Source organism: Pseudoalteromonas sp. B131b (genome assembly GCF_037162545.1).
Classification (GTDB): domain Bacteria; phylum Pseudomonadota; class Gammaproteobacteria; order Enterobacterales; family Alteromonadaceae; genus Pseudoalteromonas; species Pseudoalteromonas fuliginea.
Genome location: NZ_JARLUZ010000002.1, coordinates 105,082 through 126,601, shown reverse-complemented (window position 1 = coordinate 126,601; position 21,520 = coordinate 105,082). Strand labels below are relative to the sequence as shown.

Below are 21,520 nucleotides of genomic sequence, written 5' to 3'. Positions count from 1 at the left end.
GTATGATGCAAGCATCTTCAAAAAGTTATTTACTGGCTATCGTGTGTGTACTGCTTGCCATGATGACCATTCAAACGGGCGCGTCGTTTGCAAAACAGCTTTTTCCAATTGTTGGCCCTGAGGGTACTACGGCCCTTAGACTTGGTTTTTCTGCCTTTATACTTTGCTTAGTGTTTAAGCCTTGGAAACACTTACCCTCGTCGAGTAATCGTATTCCTATAATTGTGTATGGTTTAAGTTTAGGCGGCATGAACATTTTGTTTTATTACGCCATTGAACGCATTCCACTAGGCATTGGTGTAGCGCTTGAATTTACAGGTCCGCTTGCTGTTGCCTTGTTTTCCTCTCGCCGCAAACGTGATTTATTTTGGGTGGCGTGTGCTATTGCCGGTATTTTGCTTCTGCTTCCTGATATGAGCGGCCAAGACAGCCTTGATCCGTTAGGTGTAGCGCTTGCGCTTGGTGCCGGTGCATGTTGGGCAGGTTATATATTATTTGGTAAAAAAACAGGCTCACAAAGCTCTGGTGGAGCCACTGTCGCATTGGGAATGACCGTTGCCGCTATAGTGCTAGTCCCTTACGGCGGCATTATGCAAAGCGCCGCGTTTACATGGGAAATTATCCCACTGGGTATTGGTATTGCTATTTTATCAAGCGCACTGCCTTACACACTTGAAATGGTTGCACTGCGTAACATGCCTTCACAAGGGTTTAGCGTAATGATGAGTTTAGAGCCTGCAATAGCCTCGCTCGCAGGGTTTATTATACTGGGTGAGTTACTTACTTTATGGCAGTGGCTCGCTATTTTACTTGTAATTATTGCATCTGTTGGTAGCTCGTTTTCAAACGCAAAAAAACAGACTTCTTAATTAACTACCAAATAATCTAAAGAACCCAAATAAAGTCACCACGCAACATGGTGACTTTATTGTGTTGTATCCGGTAATTTTTTAACTCACAGCCTCACTTTGCTTTTTAGTTGTAACCAAATAGCCAATCAACGAAATAAGCGGCATAACAGTAGCCACCAATGCAATACCTGTCCAACCGCCCGCTTCATATAATGGGCTGGCAATAAGCGAGCCTACTGCGCCACCTACAAATATACTCGTCATATAAATAGCGTTTAAACGCGCACGGCTTTGTGGCTCTAGTGCGTACACTGCACGTTGACCCAATACCATATTGGCCTGCACAGCAAAATCAATAAACACACCGGTTAATGCCAATACTATAATGCCGTAAGGTAACTCAAATAAGCTTGGTAAAAAGCACAATGCTGCAATTAGTTTGGCAAATAACGATAACTGATGCGTATAACCTTTATCAGCCAAACGCCCAACAATGGGGGCAGCTACTGCACCTGCGGCGCCCACTAGTGCAAACAATGCTATTTCTGATTGGGATAAACCATACTCACGGGCAAGCACAACCGGTACGCTTGTCCAAAATAAACTGAACGATGCAAACATTAACGCTTGAAAAAGTGAACGTTGGCGTAGCACTGGCTGGCTTATCATTAACTGCTTAAGCGATTTTAATAACTTAAAATACGTTGTTTTATGAGTAGGTTGCCTGCTTGGAATAGCAAAATAAATTACGCCTGCAATAAACACCATACACCCTGCTGCAAAGTAAAATACAGCGCGCCAACCAAAGTGATCGGCTATTAGGCTCGATATAGGTCTTGCCAGCAAAATACCTAGCAACAAACCCGCCATAATATTGCCAAGAACTTGTCCGCGTTTTTCGTCAGACGATAAATGCGCAGCAAGTGGAATAAGCACCTGAACAGAAACCGAACTTATACCTATCATCAAACATAAAATAAGCATTACATTAGGTGAATCAGCAAGTGCCGTACCCACTAAACTCAAAAACGACACAGCTAGAGTAATAAGCATTAAACGCTTATTTTCAATTAAGTCAGCTAATGGCACTAAAAAAACAACCCCAAAGCGTAGCCTATTTGTGTAAGCGATACGATAAGGCTAGCACTGCGTGAACTTAATCCAACTTCTGGGGCAAGCAACTCAATAATAGGTTGAGCGTAATAAATATTGGCAACAATAAGACCGCAACACAAAGCAATAATAGTAACGAGTGTATTGCTAAGTGGTTGCGCTGAAACGCCTGTTTGGGTCATGTGTGTCTCTACTTTACAAAAATAATAAAACCCAACCAGCAAACGCGGGTTGGGTTATAACCTCGTAATTTACTTATTTTATTGGTGATGGCTGCCCATGTGGGCTTGAACGTAAATATTGTTTAGGTGCAGTTACTGTAGCGCCAAGCTCTGCAGCTGCATGCCACGGCCAGTGCGGGTTATATAAAATGCCACGCGCTAGTGCTACGCCATCGGCTTGATGCTCACTAATAATATCTTCTGCTTGTTGCGCCTGTGTAATTAAACCCACCGCTATAACAGGCATTTTAACCGCTTCTTTTATGGCTGTTGCAAACGGTACCTGGAAATTAGGTTTAACTGGTATTTGTTGCTCTGGGCTTAGGCCCGCCGTACTTACATGAATAAAGTCACAACCGAGTTCATCAAGCGCTTTACTAAGCACTATCGATTGCTCTAAATCCCAGCCACCTTCAACCCAATCAGTTGCCGAAATACGCACACCCACTGCTTTATTACTGGGGAATACCGCTCTTACCGCTTTAAAAACATCAAGCAATAAGCGCATTCTGTTTTCTAGGCTACCACCGTAGTTGTCGTCGCGCTTGTTTGAAAGTGGCGACAAAAACTGGTGTAACAGGTAACCGTGCGCACCATGCAGCTCGATTAAATCAAGGCCGAGTTCATCAGCGCGTTTAGCTGCACTGACAAAGTCTTTAATTAGTGAATCTATGTCAGATTGGCTCATTGCTTTTGGTACTGGGCTTTTATCGTCGTACCCAATTGCCGAAGGGCCGAGCGTTTGCCAGCCATTAACGTCATCAGGTGCAATGGCATCGCCACCGTCCCATGGTTTTTTAGTTGAAGCTTTACGCCCAGCATGCGCTAACTGAATACCAATAGGCATAGGGCTGTATTGCCTTACTGCTTTTAGGCTTTTGCCTAGTGCTTGCTGGGTTTCATTATTCCAAAGCCCTAAATCACCATAGCTAATACGCCCCTCTGGGTTTACTGCTGTTGCCTCTAAAATAAGTAATCCTGCACCACTTAAACTCAATTGGCCTAAATGAATAGTATGCCAATCGCTAGCAGCGCCATTATTGGCTGAATACTGGCACATAGGGGCAATAATAATACGGTTATCTAGTGTTACTTGCCCAAGTGATAAAGGCGAAAATAGTTGGCTCATTGTTAATCCTTAAAAACACGCACAAAAAAGTGCGGACAAAATAAAAAAGAGAATACGAAGCGGCAATCAAACACGCTCACTCAATAACTTAAACTGTCACTAGTAATGGCGACTTAACATTCTTAATGGGGATCAAAATACACTTTAATAGTGCTAATAAAAGTATAAGTAATGACATTATGAAATATTAATTTTAATGTAATAATTTGTTTAACGAGCACGTCATAACACCATCTTAAAAATATGAATGACTATTTACCTTTAAACAAGGGTGTGATTTTTAACCTAACTGTACCTAATAGCACTAAGCTATTGCATATATTGCCTATTAACTAAATAAAAACCCCACACATAAACCATATTTATTCTATAAAAGTGAATTAAAATTCAATTTAAATATTCCAAGCTACTTCACTCCCTGATAAACTGCTTAACTTAATTTACTAATGTAAAACATTTGAACTGGGGATCACTTTTTATGTTTAAACCAAGCTTGTTAACCTTGGCTATTTCGAGCGCTGTTTCTAGCGTATTTTTATTGCCTAATGCCGCACTTGCTCAAGAAGAAGTTGCAGCTAAAAACAAATCACTCGAAGTAATCGAAGTTACAGCAACAAGGCGCAGCGGCTCTGTGCAAAATGCACCGTTAAATATTACAGCCCTTGATGCAGATATTATGAAAGATCAAAATATCAATGAGCTTGCGGATGTAGCGCGCTGGGTACCTGGTTTAACAATTACCGATCAAGGTGGCCGCTCTGGCTCGCCTATTATTGTTCGTGGTTTAAATACTAATTCATCTGGTCCATCGTCAGATGGCGGCACCGTATCTACTTACATTAACGAAATTCCGGTTTCGGTAGATATGCGCCTAGTAGATATTGAGCGTGTTGAAGTATTAATTGGGCCACAAGGCACGCTTTATGGTGCAGGCACATTAGGCGGCGCAATTCGCTACATGCTTAAACAGCCTGAGCTTGATTTTACATCGCTTGAAGTTTACGGCGACCTGTTTCAAACAAAAGAAAGTGACTCTTTAGGTGGCGAAGGCGGTTTTATATTTAACCTTCCTATTATTGAAGATAAATTAGCAGTTCGCGCCAGCTTAAACGTATATGAAGACCCTGGTTTTATCGATTACGGCTACGTAGTACGTGAGCCTGGCGTATCGTTGCCAGATCCAGATTGGAGCGATAGCTCAGCAGTTAATAACAACCTTAAAAATGTAAAAGACGCCAACGGCGAAACCACCACTACTGGTCGTATTTCTGTTCGCTTTAAACCAAATGAATCGTTTGAAGGTACGCTTAACTACTTTTACCAAAACCAAGACAGCGAAGGCCGCTCGATTGTTCATTACAACAGCCTTAATGCAAACAACGGTTTAAGCGACGTAATAGGTAAATACGAATCAGCTTATCGCTTTGAAGAGCCTCGCGAGAAAAAAGATCAATTACTAAGCCTTGAGCTAAAAGCCGATTTAGGTTTTGCAGAGCTAGTATCGGCAACCGGTATTTCGAGCTTTGATGCCGACGGTCAACGCGATCAAACAGACTTACTTATTCGTCTTGATTATGGCTATGAAGAATTCCCTTCGTTTTCAACGTTTACCCGTGAAATTGACGAAGAAGATACCTTCACTCAAGAAATTCGCTTAGTGTCGCAAGGCGACAGCGACTTTAACTGGATTGTGGGTGGCTTTTACAACAAAACAGAAACCGAAGCGTCAAGCCGAGAGTTTACCCCTGGGTTTGACCAATTCGCTATTGATAACTTTGGTGGCGAGCAGCTAAGACCTGACTCATTAGAATACTTAGAGCTTACAAAAAGTACCGTCACTGAGTCTGCACTATTTGGTGAAGTTGGCTACCAAGTTACCGACAAATTAGATGTGACCATTGGTGCCCGTTTTTACAAATACGATATAGAGTCGCAAGCGGCTTTTGACTTCCCGCTAGCCAATACATTGTATGGTGGAGTAGATCCTGACAAAATCACCGTTGCATACGAAAAAGACGAAGCAGGCGATAACGGTAACTTATTTAAATTCAATGCTAAATACCAGTTCACTGATTCAGTAATGGGTTATGTAACAGTAAGTGAAGGCTTTAGAATTGGCGGTTCCAACCTTCTAGCTGTTTGCCCTGATCCTATCCCTAAAAACCAGCAAACAGGGTGTGGTAACGCTGACGAAAGGCTTTTTGATGCAGATACCACAACAAACTACGAGCTAGGCTTTAAAAGTACATGGTTTAGAAGCCAACTTCACTTTAACGCCGCGCTATTTAACGTAGATTGGGATGATGCACAAATTACAGGCGCTACAGATATAGGTCAATTAACGTACCTTTCAAACGCAGGCAGCGCTAATGCAAAAGGGATTGAAATTTCAACCCGTGCAATTTTATCTGACTCGTTCTCGGTTTATGCAACTTATGCTTATACAAAAGCAGAACTAACATCAGACGCACCATTTTTGTTTAATGCTGATGGTACCGATGGCGCGGAAGACGGGGACCGTTTACCTGGCTCGCCTGAAAACCAATTTTCGATGGGTGTTAACTATCAAACAGACGTATTTAACGACAAAACGCTTGATATAAACTACGGTTTAACCGCGCAAAGCGACGTGTTTTCAATAGTAGGGCTTCGTGACAACGGCGAAACACTACCAGGTTACAGCTTAAGTAATATATCAGCTAAATTAACAGCTGATGCATGGTCAACTACCCTATATGTTGATAACCTATTCAACAAATACGCGGTTACATCCGTTCGTCGTTCAGATGCCGATATAACATCAGCAAATGGTGCCGACATACAACGTAACTACGGCCATTACATTAATCGCCCGCTTACGGTAGGTGTTAAATTTAACTACAAATTTGAAATATAATTTATAGTAATTTTTAAACAATGTTGTAAGGCTCAAATTTATTTGAGCCTTTTTATTTTCTTTTACAAAATAATAATTACCAAAAACCATGCAGCCAAATTTAAAGCAACTTCATCAAAGCGCAATACACTCCCTAAACCAAGGTAAAATAGAGCAAGCACACAAAGCCCTAGTGGAGTTAGTTACACTCAAACCAGACTTTGCTGATGGGTATTTTTTGTTAGCAATGGTTAATTTAACTGTTGGGCAAATACACAAAGCAATAAAGCTCATCGAAAAAGCTCTTACCCTTGGCCAAAGTATTGAATACACCGCGCAACTTGCTAAATGTTACGCACTTACTGGCGAATTACAAAAAGCCAAAAACACCGCACTATCGGTGCCATTAAAACAAATAACTAAAGCCCTTGATGCCGACACACTCGGCGTTGCACTTACTCAAGCTGGCATTCACGAGCAAGCACTTAACTACTTTGAGCATGCTATTACACTGGCTACAGCGGCTAACAAAGCTCAACCCCCGTTTTATTATAACTACGGTGTAAGCGCTAAGTTTTTAGGACTATTTGATAAAGCCCAACACGCTTTTGAAAATGCCATAGCGCTTAACCCGCTGCACCACCAAAGTCATTTTGCATTAAGTGATTTAACTAAAGTAAGTAAGCAAAACAATCATATTGAGCGCTTAAAAAACGTGTTTGAGCAAGTAACACACCCTGATGCAAAATTGCATATAGGCCATGCTTTAGCAAAAGAGTATCAAGATCTTGGTGAATTTTCAGAGGCTTTTAACGTGTTAGAGCAAGGTAAAGTAGCAAAACGTGCTGTGCAGCCGTTTGATCATAAAAGCTCAACTGCTTTATTTGAACATATTAAACGCTTAAGTGAGCAGCATAAACAAGCGCTAACACAAGGTAACCCAACGGCCGAACCTATTTTTGTATTAGGCATGCCCCGCTCTGGCACCACATTGGTTGAGCGTATTTTATCGAGCCACAGCGACGTGCAATCAGCCGGTGAATTACAAGACTTTGGCCTAAGTGTAAAAAAGCTAAGCCAAACACAAACACCTCATGTACTCGACACTCAAACACTCAGTAAAGCCTACGAGCTTGATTTTAATAAGCTTGGGTCAACCTATTTAAATGCAACACGCGTAATAACAGGCAGCCATAAACACTTTATAGATAAACTCCCGTTTAACTTTTTTATATCGACTTAATAACCAAAGCACTGCCAAACGCCAAAATAATTTGCATGCTGCGCGATCCAATGGACACCTGTATTGGTAACTACCGCCAATTATTTACCATTAATAACCCCTACTACGCGTACTCGCTCGATTTACTCGACACAGCAAAATTTTACAGCCGTTTTTACAAACTTATGCAGCACTTCAGCGCCCTGCACAGCAATATAAAATTAGTAAAATACGAAGAATTAGTCGCACAGCCTGAGCAACAAATAAAAGAGTTAGTCAGCTTTTGTAACCTAGAGTGGCAGGAGCAATGTATAGATTTTCACTTAAACACCGCACCGGTCTCTACCGCCAGTAAAGTACAAGTACGCAAACCATTAAATAGCAAAGCAATTGGGCGTTGGAAGGCGTTTAAGCCCCATACTGATAAAGCAGTGGAGTACTTTTTAAAACAAGGTATTAGCGCTTAGTAAGCGTGTTTTATTATGGTTAGTGAAAGCAGCGAAGCTGGTCGCTTTATTCCAATTACTAGCAGAGATAAATCATAATGTGCGAAGTTACACACCTACAACTTTACTTCGCCTTTCAATTAGTACAACGTCACGCCAAACATTATTCATTTGACCAAGTTTTTCACGAATACCTAGTTGGCGGAAGTTATTATTTTTATGAAGTTTGAGGCTACCTTTATTTTCAGGAAAAATAGCAGCTTGAAGCATCCATATGTTATTTCTCTCAGAATCTGAAATTAGATTTGAAAGTAATTTTTGCCCAATTCCTTTTCCTTGAGCATCCAGTGCAACATACACACTAACTTCTGCTACGCCAGAATATACTTCTCGAGTTGATATGGCTGAAAGTGCAGCCCAGCCTAGAATATTATTATTGTCCACTGCCACAATCCGAGAGTGACTAAGCATTGAATTATTCCACTCATCCCAACTTTTAGTTACCTGCTGGAAGGTGGCGTTTCCGGTATCAATACCTTGCTTATATATACTTTGCACTGAAGGATAATCAGCCTTATCAAACGCACGAATAATCACAAATCCCTCCGAGGCAACTAACGAGCCTTTAGATTAACTCGTTTTTAATTTATTTTTATTGATGGTTTAACCATAGCTGAGTTCCTATTTTGGTTCAATCGATTACAGTGTTTTATGCAGAATATAAAGTGGGCGTTTGGTGTTGTTTTAATTAGTGTTTTGAAAGGGGTTACCGGGTTTGAGAAACGGCGAAACTAGAAAACGGCGAAACTACGGCGAAACTAGACAGCCACTTTAATTATACAAGCCAAACTGTGTCATAAAATTTATCTTTTAGGTTAAAAATTTACCTTTCCTACTGGATTACTTTCATTTCACCTATTAAATAAGTCATTAACTCTATTAAACCTAAATCACACGCATAAAAATGGCTGCATGGTGCAGTTGTGATTTATTACTGAATAGTTTTACTGAGTAGCTTAAGCTTTATGCAAGTAGCTTTTCGCAGTTACTGATATTCGCCCGTCGCTTTCTATTTAAATTTTCACAGTAACTTGCTTGTGAACTTGGCCTGCCTACTGCACCATGAAATACACGCGTAAATTGTGTGGTGAGTTTTAACCAGTTTTCTGGGGATATATTCACTCTTTCGAGTAAGGGTAGGTGCGAACTTTCAATATAACCTCGTTTGTCTTCTCATATACAACGTCCAGTTAACTCAACAAGTTCAAGGTACGATTTAAGCTCAAACGGCAGCCCTTTTGGCATAATTTGACGTGGCATGCCTGCAAAGCGCAGTAGTTGTTTTGGTTGCTTGCCATCCTTTGCATACGTTAAACGCTGTTTGATGCTGGTATGGTCTGACTCCTCTGGGGTGTTAGCCATTTTGGCTCTAATTGGGTTTAAATCGACATACGCCATACAAGCAGCAAGTGCCGCTTCATCCAGAAGTGCTTGGGACGTAAAACGTCCCTCCCAAAACCTACCTGTGCAGTTATCTTCTTTGTTCGCTCTGCGGGCAATATCTTCATTTAGTAATCGCATAAACCAGCTAATACTGGATAGGCGCTCGCGGTAGTCGTTTACTGTTTGATTGAAAAAGATAAGTTCGGCTTTACTTAGCTTTTCACCTTGTACATATTTTTGCGTAAGTACAGTGCCTTTACAGAGCTTATGCCAGCGAATGATAATCGCTTTATCGTTTAATCGATTCGCTTTTTTATCATCAACATACAGTACTAAGTGGGTGTGATTACTCATAACAGCGTAAACACATACATCAATACAAAATACCTTCGCTAATTCAAGCAGCTTATCTTCAACCCAGCCTCTGCGGTGCTCGTAAGATTTGCCTGTAAAACAGTCTTCGCCACATAAAAATGCACGACGAACACAGCGTGAAATACAATGGTAATATTTTGTATCAACCAAACTTATTTGACGCTTTCTTGCGATAGCCATGAGACACCCTGCTTGTTTTTTGCACTAAATAAAGCCTAGTACTTCTTTTCATAAAGTGCAAAATTTAGATTGGGTGTCTATTCTATTTATTCCTGGAGAGCTTGCGAATGGCGGGATCTTTAAAAAAGATATTCAGCTCATCATCAGTAATTAAATCGAGTGGTTTATTAAAATAATGGCTGAGTTTAAGTAAATGCTCGCAGTAACTTTTACAGGTACTTTGTGAATAACCACGGTAGGCTATTTCAGTTTTGACTTGTTCAATGAGTGTATTCATGACTTACCTCCAAATATGGGATAACCCCAAGGTAAGTGTGGCTCAAATGGTCAGAATAGGATCTCCGCGTAGCGGCTTAGTTCAACATCTTTATCAAAGGACACTTTCCCTATTTTAGCGCGAAAACGTCCTTATTTTGTGAACTTATATTAATAGCAAATAGTGTAAGTTATTACCAGCTATAAATATTATGCTTACTGTAGATTATTTCGCTATGTAAAAAAAGGGAAAGTTTCCTCTTATTCTTACTAAGTTAATAACGACTCACCTGAATGACCGCTTATAGCTCTAAGCCGACTAATGGATACATGCAATTTGCAGATACTCAATACTTTAAAAACCTTCGCTATATTACCAAGCTGAAAAGTAACTCCAACAGCACACTATTTTGCCATTATAGGGGCTTGTTATTCTGTTTTTAAGACCATACTTTTGATTGGGTAAGTATTACTAGCACAAATAGTATCTCAGTGATCCCGCCAATTACAAAATTGGCATTTAATACAATACGCAACAATACTCTAAGGCAGCATAATTGCACTAATATTAGTTACAAATCGTTACTCGAATACACACTTAAAATAGGGAATTTATAATCGGCAAACGATACAGTTACCGATTGTGTTTCGTTGCCTTTAAAACCGAGTTTAAATTCCATTGGCATGAATCGGCTGCCGTCAGCAAAAAGTGCAAGTAAATGCTCCTCGCCTAATTCTCGATTGCCCGACGATAAGTTAGTTAGCGTTATAACAGCCCAGCGTTCGCCCTCTTCATTGCTCATTAATACATAATTAACGATTTTAAAATCCCCTTTTTTAGGGGTTATGTTGCTATCGTTTGCAAACGATAAGTGCATGCTATTTGGTACTGCACGGTCAACATTTAGCGCTTTGATAGAGTCGGCTTGGGTTGCCCACGAAAGCACCAATAAAATAATCACTAAGACTTTATTCACTGTTAGTTCCTTTTTATTACCAAGTAACATACCTAGTAAATTACATAACAATAACTGTTTAAATTATATTCGCACTCCATACCTATTATGTAAACAAACAATCATCGCAATTTTATCCAGCGCTTTGGCTGCGCCACTACAGACTAAGCGCTCATTCAGTGTGCTTGCGCTACTTTGGGTAATAACGAGTGATAAGAGTAAATAATTCAAAGCTAACTTAAAGTAAAAAGCGCGATTAAACAGGAGTATAAACGTATGGCAAGCACACATAAAAACTCAACAACGGATTTATCTGATCCCAGTAATAGCATTCAAGTAAGAGGGGCACGCGTTCACAACTTGAAAAATGTAGACGTTGATTTACCTCGTAACGCATTGGTTGTTTTTACAGGAATATCGGGCTCAGGAAAATCGTCGCTTGCGTTTGGAACGCTGTTTGCTGAGTCGCAGCACCGTTATCTTGATTCGGTATCACCATACGCCCGTAGGTTAATAGATCAAGTTGATGAGCCCGATGTTGATTCTATTGAAGGACTACCGCCTGCCGTTACTTTGCAGCAGCAACGCGGCGCACCGTCGGTTCGCTCATCAGTTGGCAGCATAACAACTATTTCTAACGCGCTACGCATGCTTTACTCACGGGCAGGCGAATACCCCAAAGGGCAAGGCATACTTTACGCCGATGCGTTTTCGCCGAATACGCCACAAGGTGCGTGCCCAGAGTGCTCAGGAATAGGCCGAGTGTTTGAAGTAACCGAAAAGCTACTTGTGCCAGACGATACAAAAACTATTCGCCAGCGCGCTATAGCCGCGTGGCCACCAGCATGGCAAGGTAAAAACCTAAGCCGTATACTTACCTCGCTTGGTTATGACATAGACACACCTTGGAACAAACTTTCTAAAAAAGCACGCGATTGGATTTTATTTACCGACGAAACACCTACTGTGCCGGTATACCCAGATTACACCTATGAGCAAACACAAAATGCGATAAAAAATAACGAAGATCCAAGCTACATGGGAACTTTTTCAAGCGCTAAACGCTTTGTTTTACAGTCTTTTGCTACTACCCAAAGCCCGCGTACAAAAAAGCGCGTATCGCAGTTTATGCAAATATCGCAGTGCCCTACTTGCCAAGGTAAAAAATTAAAACAAGCATCGTTAAGTGTTAAATTTGCAGGGTTCGATATTGGCGAGCTATCTCAACTTACGTTAAACGAGCTTGCTAAAAAATTAAGTAATGCCGCCAACACCAAAGTAAATAAAAATACAAAAAATCCAGAGCAAGCCATTGTTACGCAGCGCATTGCCAGCGATATTCTCACCCGTATTGAAGCACTAACCATGCTTGGTTTAGGGTACCTGTCGCTAGAGCGTACAACGCCAACGCTCTCACCCGGAGAGCTACAACGGTTGCGACTTGCCACACAAATTCGCTCTAAACTATTTGGGGTGGTTTACGTGCTAGATGAACCTTCAGCGGGTTTACACCCTGCCGACACACAAGCACTTTTAAAAGCGCTCGACGAGCTAATAGCGGCTGGCAATTCTGTATTTGTTGTTGAACACGATATTAGCGTTGTTAAACATGCCGATTGGATTGTTGATGTGGGTCCTAATGCCGGTGTACACGGAGGCGACATTATTTACAGCGGCCCTGTTGAAGGGTTAAAAAAATAAAAAATTCGCACACCGGTCGTCACCTTTTTGCTAAAAACGCCAGTCAAGAGTCTACTCAAAACAGCGCGCAAAAAAAGGAGCAAAGACAGCCAAAAGCGTGGTTAAAATTGGCTAATATTGAGCGTAACAACCTTAAAAAACTCAATGCAGAATTTCCACTAGGTGTTATGACAACCGTTACTGGTGTTTCGGGCTCTGGTAAATCAAGCTTAGTAAGCCAAGCGTTAGTAGAGCTTGTTTACGAAGCGCTAGGGCAAAAAGTAGTAACACAAGCGCCAACCGACGAAGCCGACTTACTCGAACAGGAGCTGCAAACACACACCAGCGGAAAAATCATTGAAGGTATAAATAATATAAGCCGCCTAATTACCGTAAATCAAAAAGCGATTGGCCGTACCCCTCGTTCAAACTTAGCTACCTATACGGGCTTGTTTGATCACGTGCGTAAACTATTTGCTTCAACACAAAAAGCAAAAGAGCGCCGTTACGATGCTGGTCGCTTTTCGTTTAATGTTGCTAAAGGTCGCTGTAAAAATTGTGAAGGCGTAGGCTTTGTAAGTATAGAACTGCTGTTTTTACCTAGTGTTTATTCACCTTGCCAAGTGTGTCATGGCAAACGTTATAACGAGCAAACACTTGAGGTTACATATCGTGATAAAAACATCAGCGATATCCTCAATTTAACGGTTGAATCGGCGCATACCTTTTTTGAAAATGAACCTGCAATACTGCGAGCACTCGATGCACTTATGCAAGTTGGTCTTGGGTATTTACGTTTAGGGCAACCTGCCACTGAGCTTTCTGGCGGTGAGGCGCAGCGTATTAAATTAGCAACTGAGCTGCAACGTGCGCAGCGCGGTAACACACTTTATATTCTTGATGAGCCAACTACAGGTCTGCATCCATCCGATGTATCAATGTTAATGGCGCAGTTAAATAAATTAGTTGATGCTGGCAATACCGTTATTATGGTTGAGCACGATATGCAAGTAACCCGTAATAGTGACTGGGTAATTGATGTAGGACCCGGTGCTGGTGAAGAAGGAGGAATAATTGTGGCCCAAGGTAAACCTACAGAGGTAGCTCAATCTAAAATAAGCCGAACAGCACCTTTTTTGAATGGCGCAATTTAAAGAGCAGGTAAACACTAAATAACAAAAAAGAGCCAATGGCTCTTTTTTGTTATTAGCTTTTTAAAAAGCGTTCTATTTTAGGTTTTACCGTAACCGACATTATCAGCATTATAGTTAAACCTATTGGTAATGCGGCTAATAACCCTTCAGCCCATCCAGTTACAAATACACGCATATCTGCATAGCCAATATTATTAGTAGCGGTAACAAACGCCATCACCGACTCCATGATCAGCGCCATAAAAACACTAATCACTAAATTACGTTTTAGCTCGCTACTACTAGGCAATAACTTATTAACTAGCTTATGCATTAAGGTCATCATTACAAAACCAACAGGCGCCATTACAAGTACTGCACTTATAAATGAGGTAAACCAATCTGCATAAAAATGCTCTGTAACACCCACATTCACATAAGTCATAATGCCAGTTAAAGTACCGCCAATTAAGGTAATAATACTTACCATAACAAGTATTTTATAAATTACAGGTGTTTTTTTAAGCTCAACCATTACTGGATTTGCTGATACGGATGTACTCATTTTTGGGCATGCCTTAAGCGTTAAATAGATGACAAAGTCAACTATAGCAAACTAATTGATAATATCAACCTTTTAGTTTTAAATGCTTTGGATCGGGAGTACGTAGCTTTTTTACCAATGGGTGGTTCAATATTTTTAGTTGAGTTAATACCAATTGTGCGACTTCGCGTGCACCAAGCTGATTTAAATGCGTATCATCTGTTACCCCAAATGGGTAGTTAGGGTGTAAATTTGCACCAATGTGCATAAAACGAAGTGCAGAACCTTTATCACCCAAAGATTGAAAATATGCCGTGGTTACCTTTTCCATATCTATAAAATCAACACCTGTTTCTTGTGCAACCTGACGGACTTTATCAGCGTATATAGGGTGTGTCTCTTTTAAAGTACCCATTTTGTTAAAGTAACGACGCGTAATTGGAGTGAGCAAAATAGCATGTGCTTTTTTAGCATTAATATCATTAATGAAATGAGTAAGATTATCTGCAAACTGTTCAGGTGAGGTATACCTATCTATTTTTTTCTTGGATTCATCATTGTGGCCAAACTGAATAAACACGTAGTCACCAACTTGAATATTATCTATTATTTTTTTCCATAGCCCTTCGGTTTTGAATGTACGCGTGCTACGACCATTTTTAGCTAAGTTGACCACAGAAACTGATTCATTAAAAAAATGCTGAATGGCATACCCCACCCTGTTTCAGGATAGTCTTTAACATCTTTAATAGACATGGTTGAATCCCCAGCCATATATATATGTGTTGTACCTTGTTTACTCATTGCAAAAAAACTACTCAATATTAGTATTGAGCCTACTATTTTTTTATCATTATTATCTCCTGCTTACGAAATAAGCTATAACGCTTGGCTAATTGACTGATTTAATTCAAAGGCTTTTATTAAAAATAACACAATTGCCACCGGTGGCAAACAAAATAATATATAGTCAATATATTATTCAGTTGTGCTTAAAGAGTGTTGAACTTTTTGGATTGATATTTGTTCAATTTAGGGGGCGATTAAATCGCTTTGCTCGGTTTTTTGCCTAGTGGGCTAAGTAAAAACCGAGCAAAGTTTCCGCATCCGCCTTGTCTAAACGGCTGTAAATTTAACCTCGAAAGATAAGCAAACCCAAGGGCGTGTTGATCTTTGTGGATTGAAATTTGTTCAATCTAGGGGCGATTTAATCGCGGCGCTAGGTTTGTAACCTAGTGGGCTAATTAAAAACCGAGCAACAAAGAGTTAATCGTCCCTAGAAAGAACCTAAAGGGCAGCGCATGTTTGGCATTTATGCTGCGTTATCGCCTATTTATGGGGAATAACCACACTACATAGGCTCTGCCTTGCCTAAAAACCAAACAGCCTGCTGCAAATTCAACCACGAAAGGTCAACACGCCCTAGTCTATTTCAGATAATTAAATGTTAAATTATGTGAACTAAGTATTAATTTTATTGTTTTTATTATTTGACAGTCGCTATTTTTAGGTATAGTTTTCATCGCGTGCCACCGGTAGCAATTTATATCGTTCATTCATTGGCATTTTAAATTAAATTACTTAAACATATATTTTTCAGTCATTTATGTTAAATATAGCAAACACATGGCAAAACACCGACACGGCCATGTAATTTATAACAATAAAACACAACTGGGATCGCAATGGCAGCAATTACACACAACTTTAAACTAAACACACTCATGACCTATCTTATTTTAGGTGGCGTAATTACTAGCAATGCTTTTGCAGCTGAGCAATCACAGCAAAAGGCCAGTGACGACAGCGATGACATAGAAATCATTCAAGTAAAAGGTTATCGCGGTAGCATTAACGCAGCTCTTATGGCAAAACGTGAAGCTGTTGGCACACGCGAAACCATTATTGCAGAAGACATTGGTAAATTTCCCGATTTAAATGTAGCAGACTCTCTTGCTCGTGTACCCGGAATTTCAATTGAAGAAGATGCCGGCGAAGGTCGTCAAATCACGATTCGTGGTTTAGGTTCTCGCTTTGTTAAAACAACTATTAACGGTATGGAATCAGCATCTGCTGGTGCTGCAACAGATGCTGCTGGTGGTTCAAATACTTCTCGTGCATTTGATTATAATGTATTTGCATCTGAGCTTTTTACTCAAATTGATGTCGATAAAACAGTTTCTGCCGAAATGGAAGATGGCGGTATTTCAGGTAATGTTAATTTACAAACGGCGCGTCCATTTCAGTATGATGGTTTTAAAGGTTCTTACAACGTAAACGCCCGCTACAACGACATTTCTGAGGATGTATCCCCTCGTATTTCATTTATGCTGAGCAATAACTGGGATAACAAATTTGGAGTGTTAGCATCGGTTGCTTACAGCGATGGAACAGTACAAAGCGAAGGATCATCAAGTGTGCGCTGGACCGTCAATAACCCAAAATACCAAGATGATGGTTTACCTGTAACGCAAGGCGGCACTAACTATTTAACGGCTTCGCCTAAAACACTATTACAAGAAAATGGTAACTATACTGATGATAATTTAGATGGCTTATATTTACCGCGTATCCCTCGCTATTCTATTTTTTCTAAGCAGCAAAAACGTTTAGGTGCAACGGTTGCTTTTCAATACGCTCCCACCGACAACCTGTCTATGAATTTAGACATATTACATGCAGCCCTTGATACAACAATGGATGAATATCAATACTCTGTATTATTACGTGACCAAAAAGACATTGTTCCAGAAAACATACATATAGATGATAACAATACAATTGTAGCGGGAGCCTATTCTAATGCAATTATTCGCTCTGAAGCTCGTCAAGATAAGGCTGAGTCTGACTTTGACCAAATAAGTTTTTCTGGTGATTGGTATATTAACGATCGCCTTCAAATGAACTTTTTAGTTGGTATGGGTAAATCTGATTTAGACGTTCCTTACTCTAGAACATTTGCACTCGACAGCGCAGGTTCGACTGTTGCTTATAGTTACGATAGTAATATTGACCCTTTGGAGTTAATAAATAATCCAGGTGGAGTAGCAATAGGCAGTGGTGAGTTAAATTCGACCATGCCTTCATTTGCATTTGCTGCTGGCCAAGCCCCTGGCGCCACATTTACACGTGCCGATTTAGAAAATTCAATGGTAGATGGTAACAACTACGCCGCAGCTCTAACACGTAACCGCGCTCAAACAATTGAGAGTGAAAATAGTACAGTTAAAATCGATTTTAGCTACGAGATAAATGACCAATACACAGTTAAATTTGGTGTAGGTCAACGTTCGTTTGAAACAGAGCAGCATGATTATCGATCTTCGTGGAAAGACCTTAATATAGAAACAAATAAAACCAGTGGAAAAAGTGCTGAAACACGCGTTATGGATTTAGATAATTCACAAATAAATGGCTTATTATTTTCAACTACGTTAGATAAACAAGGTGTCAAATTTGGTAATGATGCTTCAGTACCTGCCACATCAACACTAAACGATGGCAAATGGTTAACGCCTGATTACAATGCAATGATGGCTGCATTTTCAGGTCGTGATTTTTTCGAAGCAAAAGAAGAATATAAGCGCACATATTATATTAAAGAAGAAGTAACAACAGCGTATGCTCAACTTAACTTTAGGCACGACATTTTTGATAATGAACTGCGCGGTAATATAGGTTTACGTTATGTTGATAATAAAAATACCAGTCGCATCGTTAATTTAGACCACATCTATAAAGATGGTTACACAGCAGGTCGCGGCGACGGTGCAAATTTTGATAACGGCTACAGTTGGCGCGAATCAGTAAGTAAAGGTGACGAATGGTTGCCATCGTTAAATATTGCTTACGATATTACTGAAGATCTAGTTGGTCGCTTTAGTTATTCACATGCGATAACTCGCCCTAAATTGTCTGATTTACGCTCATCGATTAGTGTTAATGTCCCTGATGAAAACGATCCTACAGCATCAATTAAACGTGGCGCGGGGCCCTCTTTACAACCCTACAAATCGAAACAATATGATGTAGGCCTAGAATGGTATTTTGCAGAAGAGTCGCTTATTGCAACTTCATTATTTTATAAAGATATTACTGGCTTAACTAAGGACAGTAGTGATGAGGTATTAACGCAAGATGAGTTGGATCGACTCGGGATTGATATTGGTGATATGGATCCAAGTACTATAACTTGGCAAGTATCTCAACTCGTTAATACGGATGCCGAGGGTATGTGGGGGGCTGAATTTATCTATCAGCAACCTTTTACATTTTTACCTGCACCATTTAATAATTTAGGTCTGCAATCAAACTATACCTACATTGATTATTCTCGCGATGTTGAAGACCCTTTTTATGGTACTGAGCTAAATTTGGTAGAAGAAGAAACGTCTAAAAATTCGTACAACATTACACTTTATTATGAAGAAGAAAGCTGGTCGGCACGTTTTTCTTATAACTACCGCAGTGGGTACAACAAACAGTACCTCAATGAATATAAGGATGAATCTACTTTTGTACGTGGTTATGATGCAAAAGCTAAACTTAACTTTTCTGCTCGCTATGAGTTGAGCGAATCGATGAGTGTGTCGTTTGAAGCAGTTAATTTAACGGACGAAAAACAAGAACAATGGAATGATATTTATACCCAGCGTCCTTATGAGAGCTTATCCTCTGGTCGTCAATTTTTAGTAGGCTTGCGCGGATCATTCTAACAATGATCTTACCTAAAATAGCCGGTAACTTTGTTACCGGTTATTTTATATCAAAAAGCTATAGTGATTTTAATTATCACAAAAACAAATTGCCACCGGTGGCAATGGCTGATAAAGTTAATTTATAATAACTAACTCAATAATATTTAATCGTGTTAGTTAAGCGTACCAACAGCACTACTAATAATAAATAAGGTGCCACACTGTAGGATACATACATGGATAATACACGTAGATTTTTTATAAAGGCAGTTGCATCTAGTACATTACTTGGAGGAGCGTTAGTTGGATGTAAATCAGCCCCCTTGTCGATATGTTAAGCAGCCCTGTAAGAGGTGATGACTGGAAAATGGCAGATGCGATTAAGTCATCCATTAAAGTCCCCTCGTTCCCAGATAAAACATTTAATATTATCGATTTTGGCGCTAACGGCGATAATAAAACTAACAATACTGTCGCAATTAATAATGCAATCAAATCCTGTAACGCCCAAGGAGGGGGACAGGTAATTATTCCTCAAGGTCAATTTATAACAGGCGCAATTCACCTACTTTCTAATGTTAATTTACATCTAGAGGAAGGCGCTATACTCAGTTTTAGTACAAGCCCTGAGGACTATCTTCCAGCTGTATTTACCCGCTGGGAAGGCCTGGAAATGATGGGTTACTCACCGCTTATTTATGCTTTCGAGCAAGAAAATATTGCTATAACAGGCAAAGGGATTCTTGAAGGTAATGCAAATAATACCACCTGGTGGCCATGGAAAGGTAAGCACAAAGAGGCTCACTGGGAGCTTTTAACTGACAATAATGGCCAGATAATTGAGCAAAAAACAGCTCGAGATAAGTTAATGCGAGATGCTGAGCAACATATCCCCGTTGAGCAGCGCATTTATGCTGATGGCGCTTATTTACGCCCTCCTTTTATACAACCTTATCGCTGTAATAATGTACTTATTGAAGGTATCACAATTAAAAACTCGCCATTTTGGCTAGTAAACCCTGTACTTTGTAATAGTGTTACGGTTTGCGATGTCACTTTTTCAAGCCATGGACCTAATTCTGATGGCTGCGACCCTGAAAGCTGTAATCACGTCCATATTAAAAATTGTGTATTTGATACCGGAGATGACTGCATTGCAATTAAATCAGGAAGAAACGCTGATGGACGCAGAGTAAATACAGCCTCACAAAATATTATCATTGAAAACTGCCATATGAAAGAAGGTCATGGCGGCGTCGTAATAGGCAGTGAAATTTCTGGCGGTGTGAATAATGTTTTTGTACAAAATTGTACTATGGATAGCCCCCATTTAGAGCGTGCTATTAGAATCAAAACCAACTCAGTTCGAGGTGGTTTAATTGAACACATCCGTATTCGTAACATTGAAGTTGGTACCGTTAAAAATGCGATTGTAATTAACTTTTACTATGAAGAAGGCGATGCGGGACAATTTGATCCCATTGTCCGCGATATAAAAATAGACAACTTACATTGTAAAAATGTACTCAGTAAAGCCCTTTATCTTAATGGCTTTGCCCGTGATCCAATTAAAGATATTACGCTAACAAACAGCCACTTTGACCAAGTCGGTGATGAATCAATCGTTAACCATGTGACTAATTTTACCATTGATAATGTCACACTAAACAAACAACCAATGTCATTAGCTAAAATAACCCAGTAAAAGGTAGTAAATGAATGAGCAATAAACCGTTTTCCGCATTAATGGCATCACAACCTATTTTACCAATCATTCAAGCTAATGATGAACAACAAGGTATTGATATAGCAAACGCAATGTACGAATCAGGGATTCATCTTGTTGAAGTTGTATTAAGAACAGAGCAATCGATTAATGCTTTAAAAGCTATAAAACACGCAATACCAAACCTTATTGTTGGTGCAGGAACGGTGACGAGTACACATATTTTGGATAAGGCACTTAACGCAGGTGCTGATTATATTGTTACTCCTGCCGTCTCTTCTAAATTACTGGATGCGCTTTCTAGCTGTGAAGTTCCATGCTTACCTGGTGTATCAAATACTTCTGACATATTACTTGCAACAGAGTTTGGTTTTAATGAACAAAAATTATTCCCCGCTTCTCTTGCTGGAGGCCAGCCTTTTTTAAAAGCAGTATCGAGCGTATTTAAAGATGTTCGCTTTTGTCCAACAGGTGGAATAAATCAAGATAATTATCAAGAATATTTAGCTCTGAGTAATGTTTTTGCCGTAGGTGGTACATGGGTAGCCAATCCTCAATGGGTGATAAATAAACAGTGGCAACTTATTACACAGGCATGTTCACACGTACTCGAAGCTAAATAATTTAAGTTTATAAATTTGCCACCGGTGGCTAAATAGGTAAAAGAAATGAAT

General features: G+C 39.9%; 13 protein-coding genes and 3 pseudogenes. 7 read left to right on the top strand and 9 right to left on the bottom strand.

The window, feature by feature from the left end; genetic code table 11:
- The first annotated feature begins 5 nt into the window (after window positions 1–5).
- Entirely contained in the window at window positions 6–869 is an 864-nt protein-coding gene (locus P4S65_RS18505; protein ID WP_337121194.1) for a DMT family transporter, read from the top strand.
- 81 nt (window positions 870–950) lie between these two features.
- Here the strand turns inward: P4S65_RS18505 and P4S65_RS18500 are convergent, their stop codons facing one another.
- The 3 genes from P4S65_RS18500 to P4S65_RS18495 all read right to left on the bottom strand — a co-directional run bounded on the left by P4S65_RS18500 (window position 951) and on the right by P4S65_RS18495 (window position 3,314).
- The gene (locus P4S65_RS18500; protein ID WP_442961884.1) at window positions 951–1,940 is read right to left on the bottom strand and encodes an MFS transporter; all 990 of its coding nucleotides are present in this window, start codon (window positions 1,938–1,940) and stop codon (window positions 951–953) included.
- Window positions 1,940–2,146, bottom strand: a complete 207-nt coding sequence (locus P4S65_RS21970) for a hypothetical protein (RefSeq protein ID WP_337149895.1) — start codon at window positions 2,144–2,146, stop codon at window positions 1,940–1,942. The genes P4S65_RS18500 and P4S65_RS21970 overlap by 1 nt, the downstream gene beginning before the upstream one ends.
- Window positions 2,147–2,219: 73 nt before the next feature.
- The gene (locus tag P4S65_RS18495; RefSeq protein ID WP_337120834.1) at window positions 2,220–3,314 is read right to left on the bottom strand and encodes an NADH:flavin oxidoreductase/NADH oxidase; all 1,095 of its coding nucleotides are present in this window, start codon (window positions 3,312–3,314) and stop codon (window positions 2,220–2,222) included.
- Window positions 3,315–3,792: 478 nt separating this feature from the next.
- Between P4S65_RS18495 and P4S65_RS18490 the strand changes: the two genes are divergently transcribed.
- Complete coding sequence (locus P4S65_RS18490) at window positions 3,793–6,210, top strand: TonB-dependent receptor (protein WP_337120833.1); 2,418 nt, start codon at window positions 3,793–3,795, stop codon at window positions 6,208–6,210.
- A gap of 88 nt (window positions 6,211–6,298) precedes the next feature.
- Window positions 6,299–7,878 (top strand): annotated as a pseudogene (locus P4S65_RS18485) (tetratricopeptide repeat-containing sulfotransferase family protein).
- Window positions 7,879–7,965: 87 nt separating this feature from the next.
- Here P4S65_RS18485 and P4S65_RS18480 read toward each other — a convergent pair.
- The 4 genes and pseudogenes from P4S65_RS18480 to P4S65_RS18465 form a co-directional block, all read right to left on the bottom strand.
- A complete protein-coding gene (locus P4S65_RS18480; protein WP_096794423.1) occupies window positions 7,966–8,454 on the bottom strand; it encodes a GNAT family N-acetyltransferase in 489 nt (162 codons plus the stop codon).
- A 426-nt stretch (window positions 8,455–8,880) separates the two neighbouring features.
- Window positions 8,881–9,855 (bottom strand): annotated as a pseudogene (locus tag P4S65_RS18475) (transposase).
- Between the two features lie 82 nt (window positions 9,856–9,937).
- Window positions 9,938–10,132: a phage integrase N-terminal SAM-like domain-containing protein gene (locus P4S65_RS18470; RefSeq protein ID WP_337120832.1), complete on the bottom strand. Its 195-nt coding sequence runs from the start codon at window positions 10,130–10,132 to the stop codon at window positions 9,938–9,940.
- A 550-nt stretch (window positions 10,133–10,682) separates the two neighbouring features.
- Window positions 10,683–11,087, bottom strand: coding sequence for a hypothetical protein (locus P4S65_RS18465; RefSeq protein ID WP_306724889.1), 405 nt, complete (start codon window positions 11,085–11,087; stop codon window positions 10,683–10,685).
- Window positions 11,088–11,342: 255 nt separating this feature from the next.
- On the opposite strand from P4S65_RS18465, the pseudogene uvrA reads away from it, so the two are divergent.
- Window positions 11,343–13,900: pseudogene (gene uvrA, locus P4S65_RS18460) on the top strand (excinuclease ABC subunit UvrA).
- A 52-nt stretch (window positions 13,901–13,952) separates the two neighbouring features.
- On the opposite strand, the gene P4S65_RS18455 reads toward uvrA, so the two are convergent.
- The gene (locus tag P4S65_RS18455; RefSeq protein WP_096794411.1) at window positions 13,953–14,444 is read right to left on the bottom strand and encodes a DUF2798 domain-containing protein; all 492 of its coding nucleotides are present in this window, start codon (window positions 14,442–14,444) and stop codon (window positions 13,953–13,955) included.
- 64 nt (window positions 14,445–14,508) lie between these two features.
- Window positions 14,509–15,099 carry a rhamnogalacturonan acetylesterase gene (locus P4S65_RS18450; protein WP_337120831.1) on the bottom strand — a complete coding sequence of 197 codons (591 nt, stop codon included), beginning with the start codon at window positions 15,097–15,099 and terminating at the stop codon, window positions 14,509–14,511.
- A 1,009-nt stretch (window positions 15,100–16,108) separates the two neighbouring features.
- Between P4S65_RS18450 and P4S65_RS18445 the strand changes: the two genes are divergently transcribed.
- The 3 genes from P4S65_RS18445 to eda all read left to right on the top strand — a co-directional run bounded on the left by P4S65_RS18445 (window position 16,109) and on the right by eda (window position 21,469).
- Entirely contained in the window at window positions 16,109–19,138 is a 3,030-nt protein-coding gene (locus P4S65_RS18445) for a TonB-dependent receptor (protein WP_337120830.1), read from the top strand.
- Between the two features lie 349 nt (window positions 19,139–19,487).
- Window positions 19,488–20,825 (top strand): glycoside hydrolase family 28 protein, encoded by a 1,338-nt coding sequence (locus tag P4S65_RS18440; protein ID WP_337120829.1) that lies wholly within the window; start codon window positions 19,488–19,490, stop codon window positions 20,823–20,825.
- A gap of 14 nt (window positions 20,826–20,839) precedes the next feature.
- The gene (gene eda, locus P4S65_RS18435; protein WP_007377238.1) at window positions 20,840–21,469 is read left to right on the top strand and encodes a bifunctional 4-hydroxy-2-oxoglutarate aldolase/2-dehydro-3-deoxy-phosphogluconate aldolase; all 630 of its coding nucleotides are present in this window, start codon (window positions 20,840–20,842) and stop codon (window positions 21,467–21,469) included.
- Window positions 21,470–21,520 lie beyond the last annotated feature (51 nt).

What these genes read in the sequence shown, in the direction of transcription:
- P4S65_RS18505 (WP_337121194.1), top strand. Translation starts at nt 6, where the DNA reads ATGCAAGCATCTTCAAAAAGTTATTTACTGGCTATCGTGTGTGTACTG.
- P4S65_RS21970 (WP_337149895.1), bottom strand. Translation starts at nt 2,146, where the DNA reads ATGACCCAAACAGGCGTTTCAGCGCAACCACTTAGCAATACACTCGTT.
- P4S65_RS18495 (WP_337120834.1), bottom strand. Translation starts at nt 3,314, where the DNA reads ATGAGCCAACTATTTTCGCCTTTATCACTTGGGCAAGTAACACTAGAT.
- P4S65_RS18490 (WP_337120833.1), top strand. Translation starts at nt 3,793, where the DNA reads ATGTTTAAACCAAGCTTGTTAACCTTGGCTATTTCGAGCGCTGTTTCT.
- P4S65_RS18470 (WP_337120832.1), bottom strand. Translation starts at nt 10,132, where the DNA reads ATGAATACACTCATTGAACAAGTCAAAACTGAAATAGCCTACCGTGGT.
- P4S65_RS18455 (WP_096794411.1), bottom strand. Translation starts at nt 14,444, where the DNA reads ATGAGTACATCCGTATCAGCAAATCCAGTAATGGTTGAGCTTAAAAAA.
- P4S65_RS18445 (WP_337120830.1), top strand. Translation starts at nt 16,109, where the DNA reads ATGGCAGCAATTACACACAACTTTAAACTAAACACACTCATGACCTAT.
- P4S65_RS18440 (WP_337120829.1), top strand. Translation starts at nt 19,488, where the DNA reads ATGGCAGATGCGATTAAGTCATCCATTAAAGTCCCCTCGTTCCCAGAT.
- eda (WP_007377238.1), top strand. Translation starts at nt 20,840, where the DNA reads ATGAGCAATAAACCGTTTTCCGCATTAATGGCATCACAACCTATTTTA.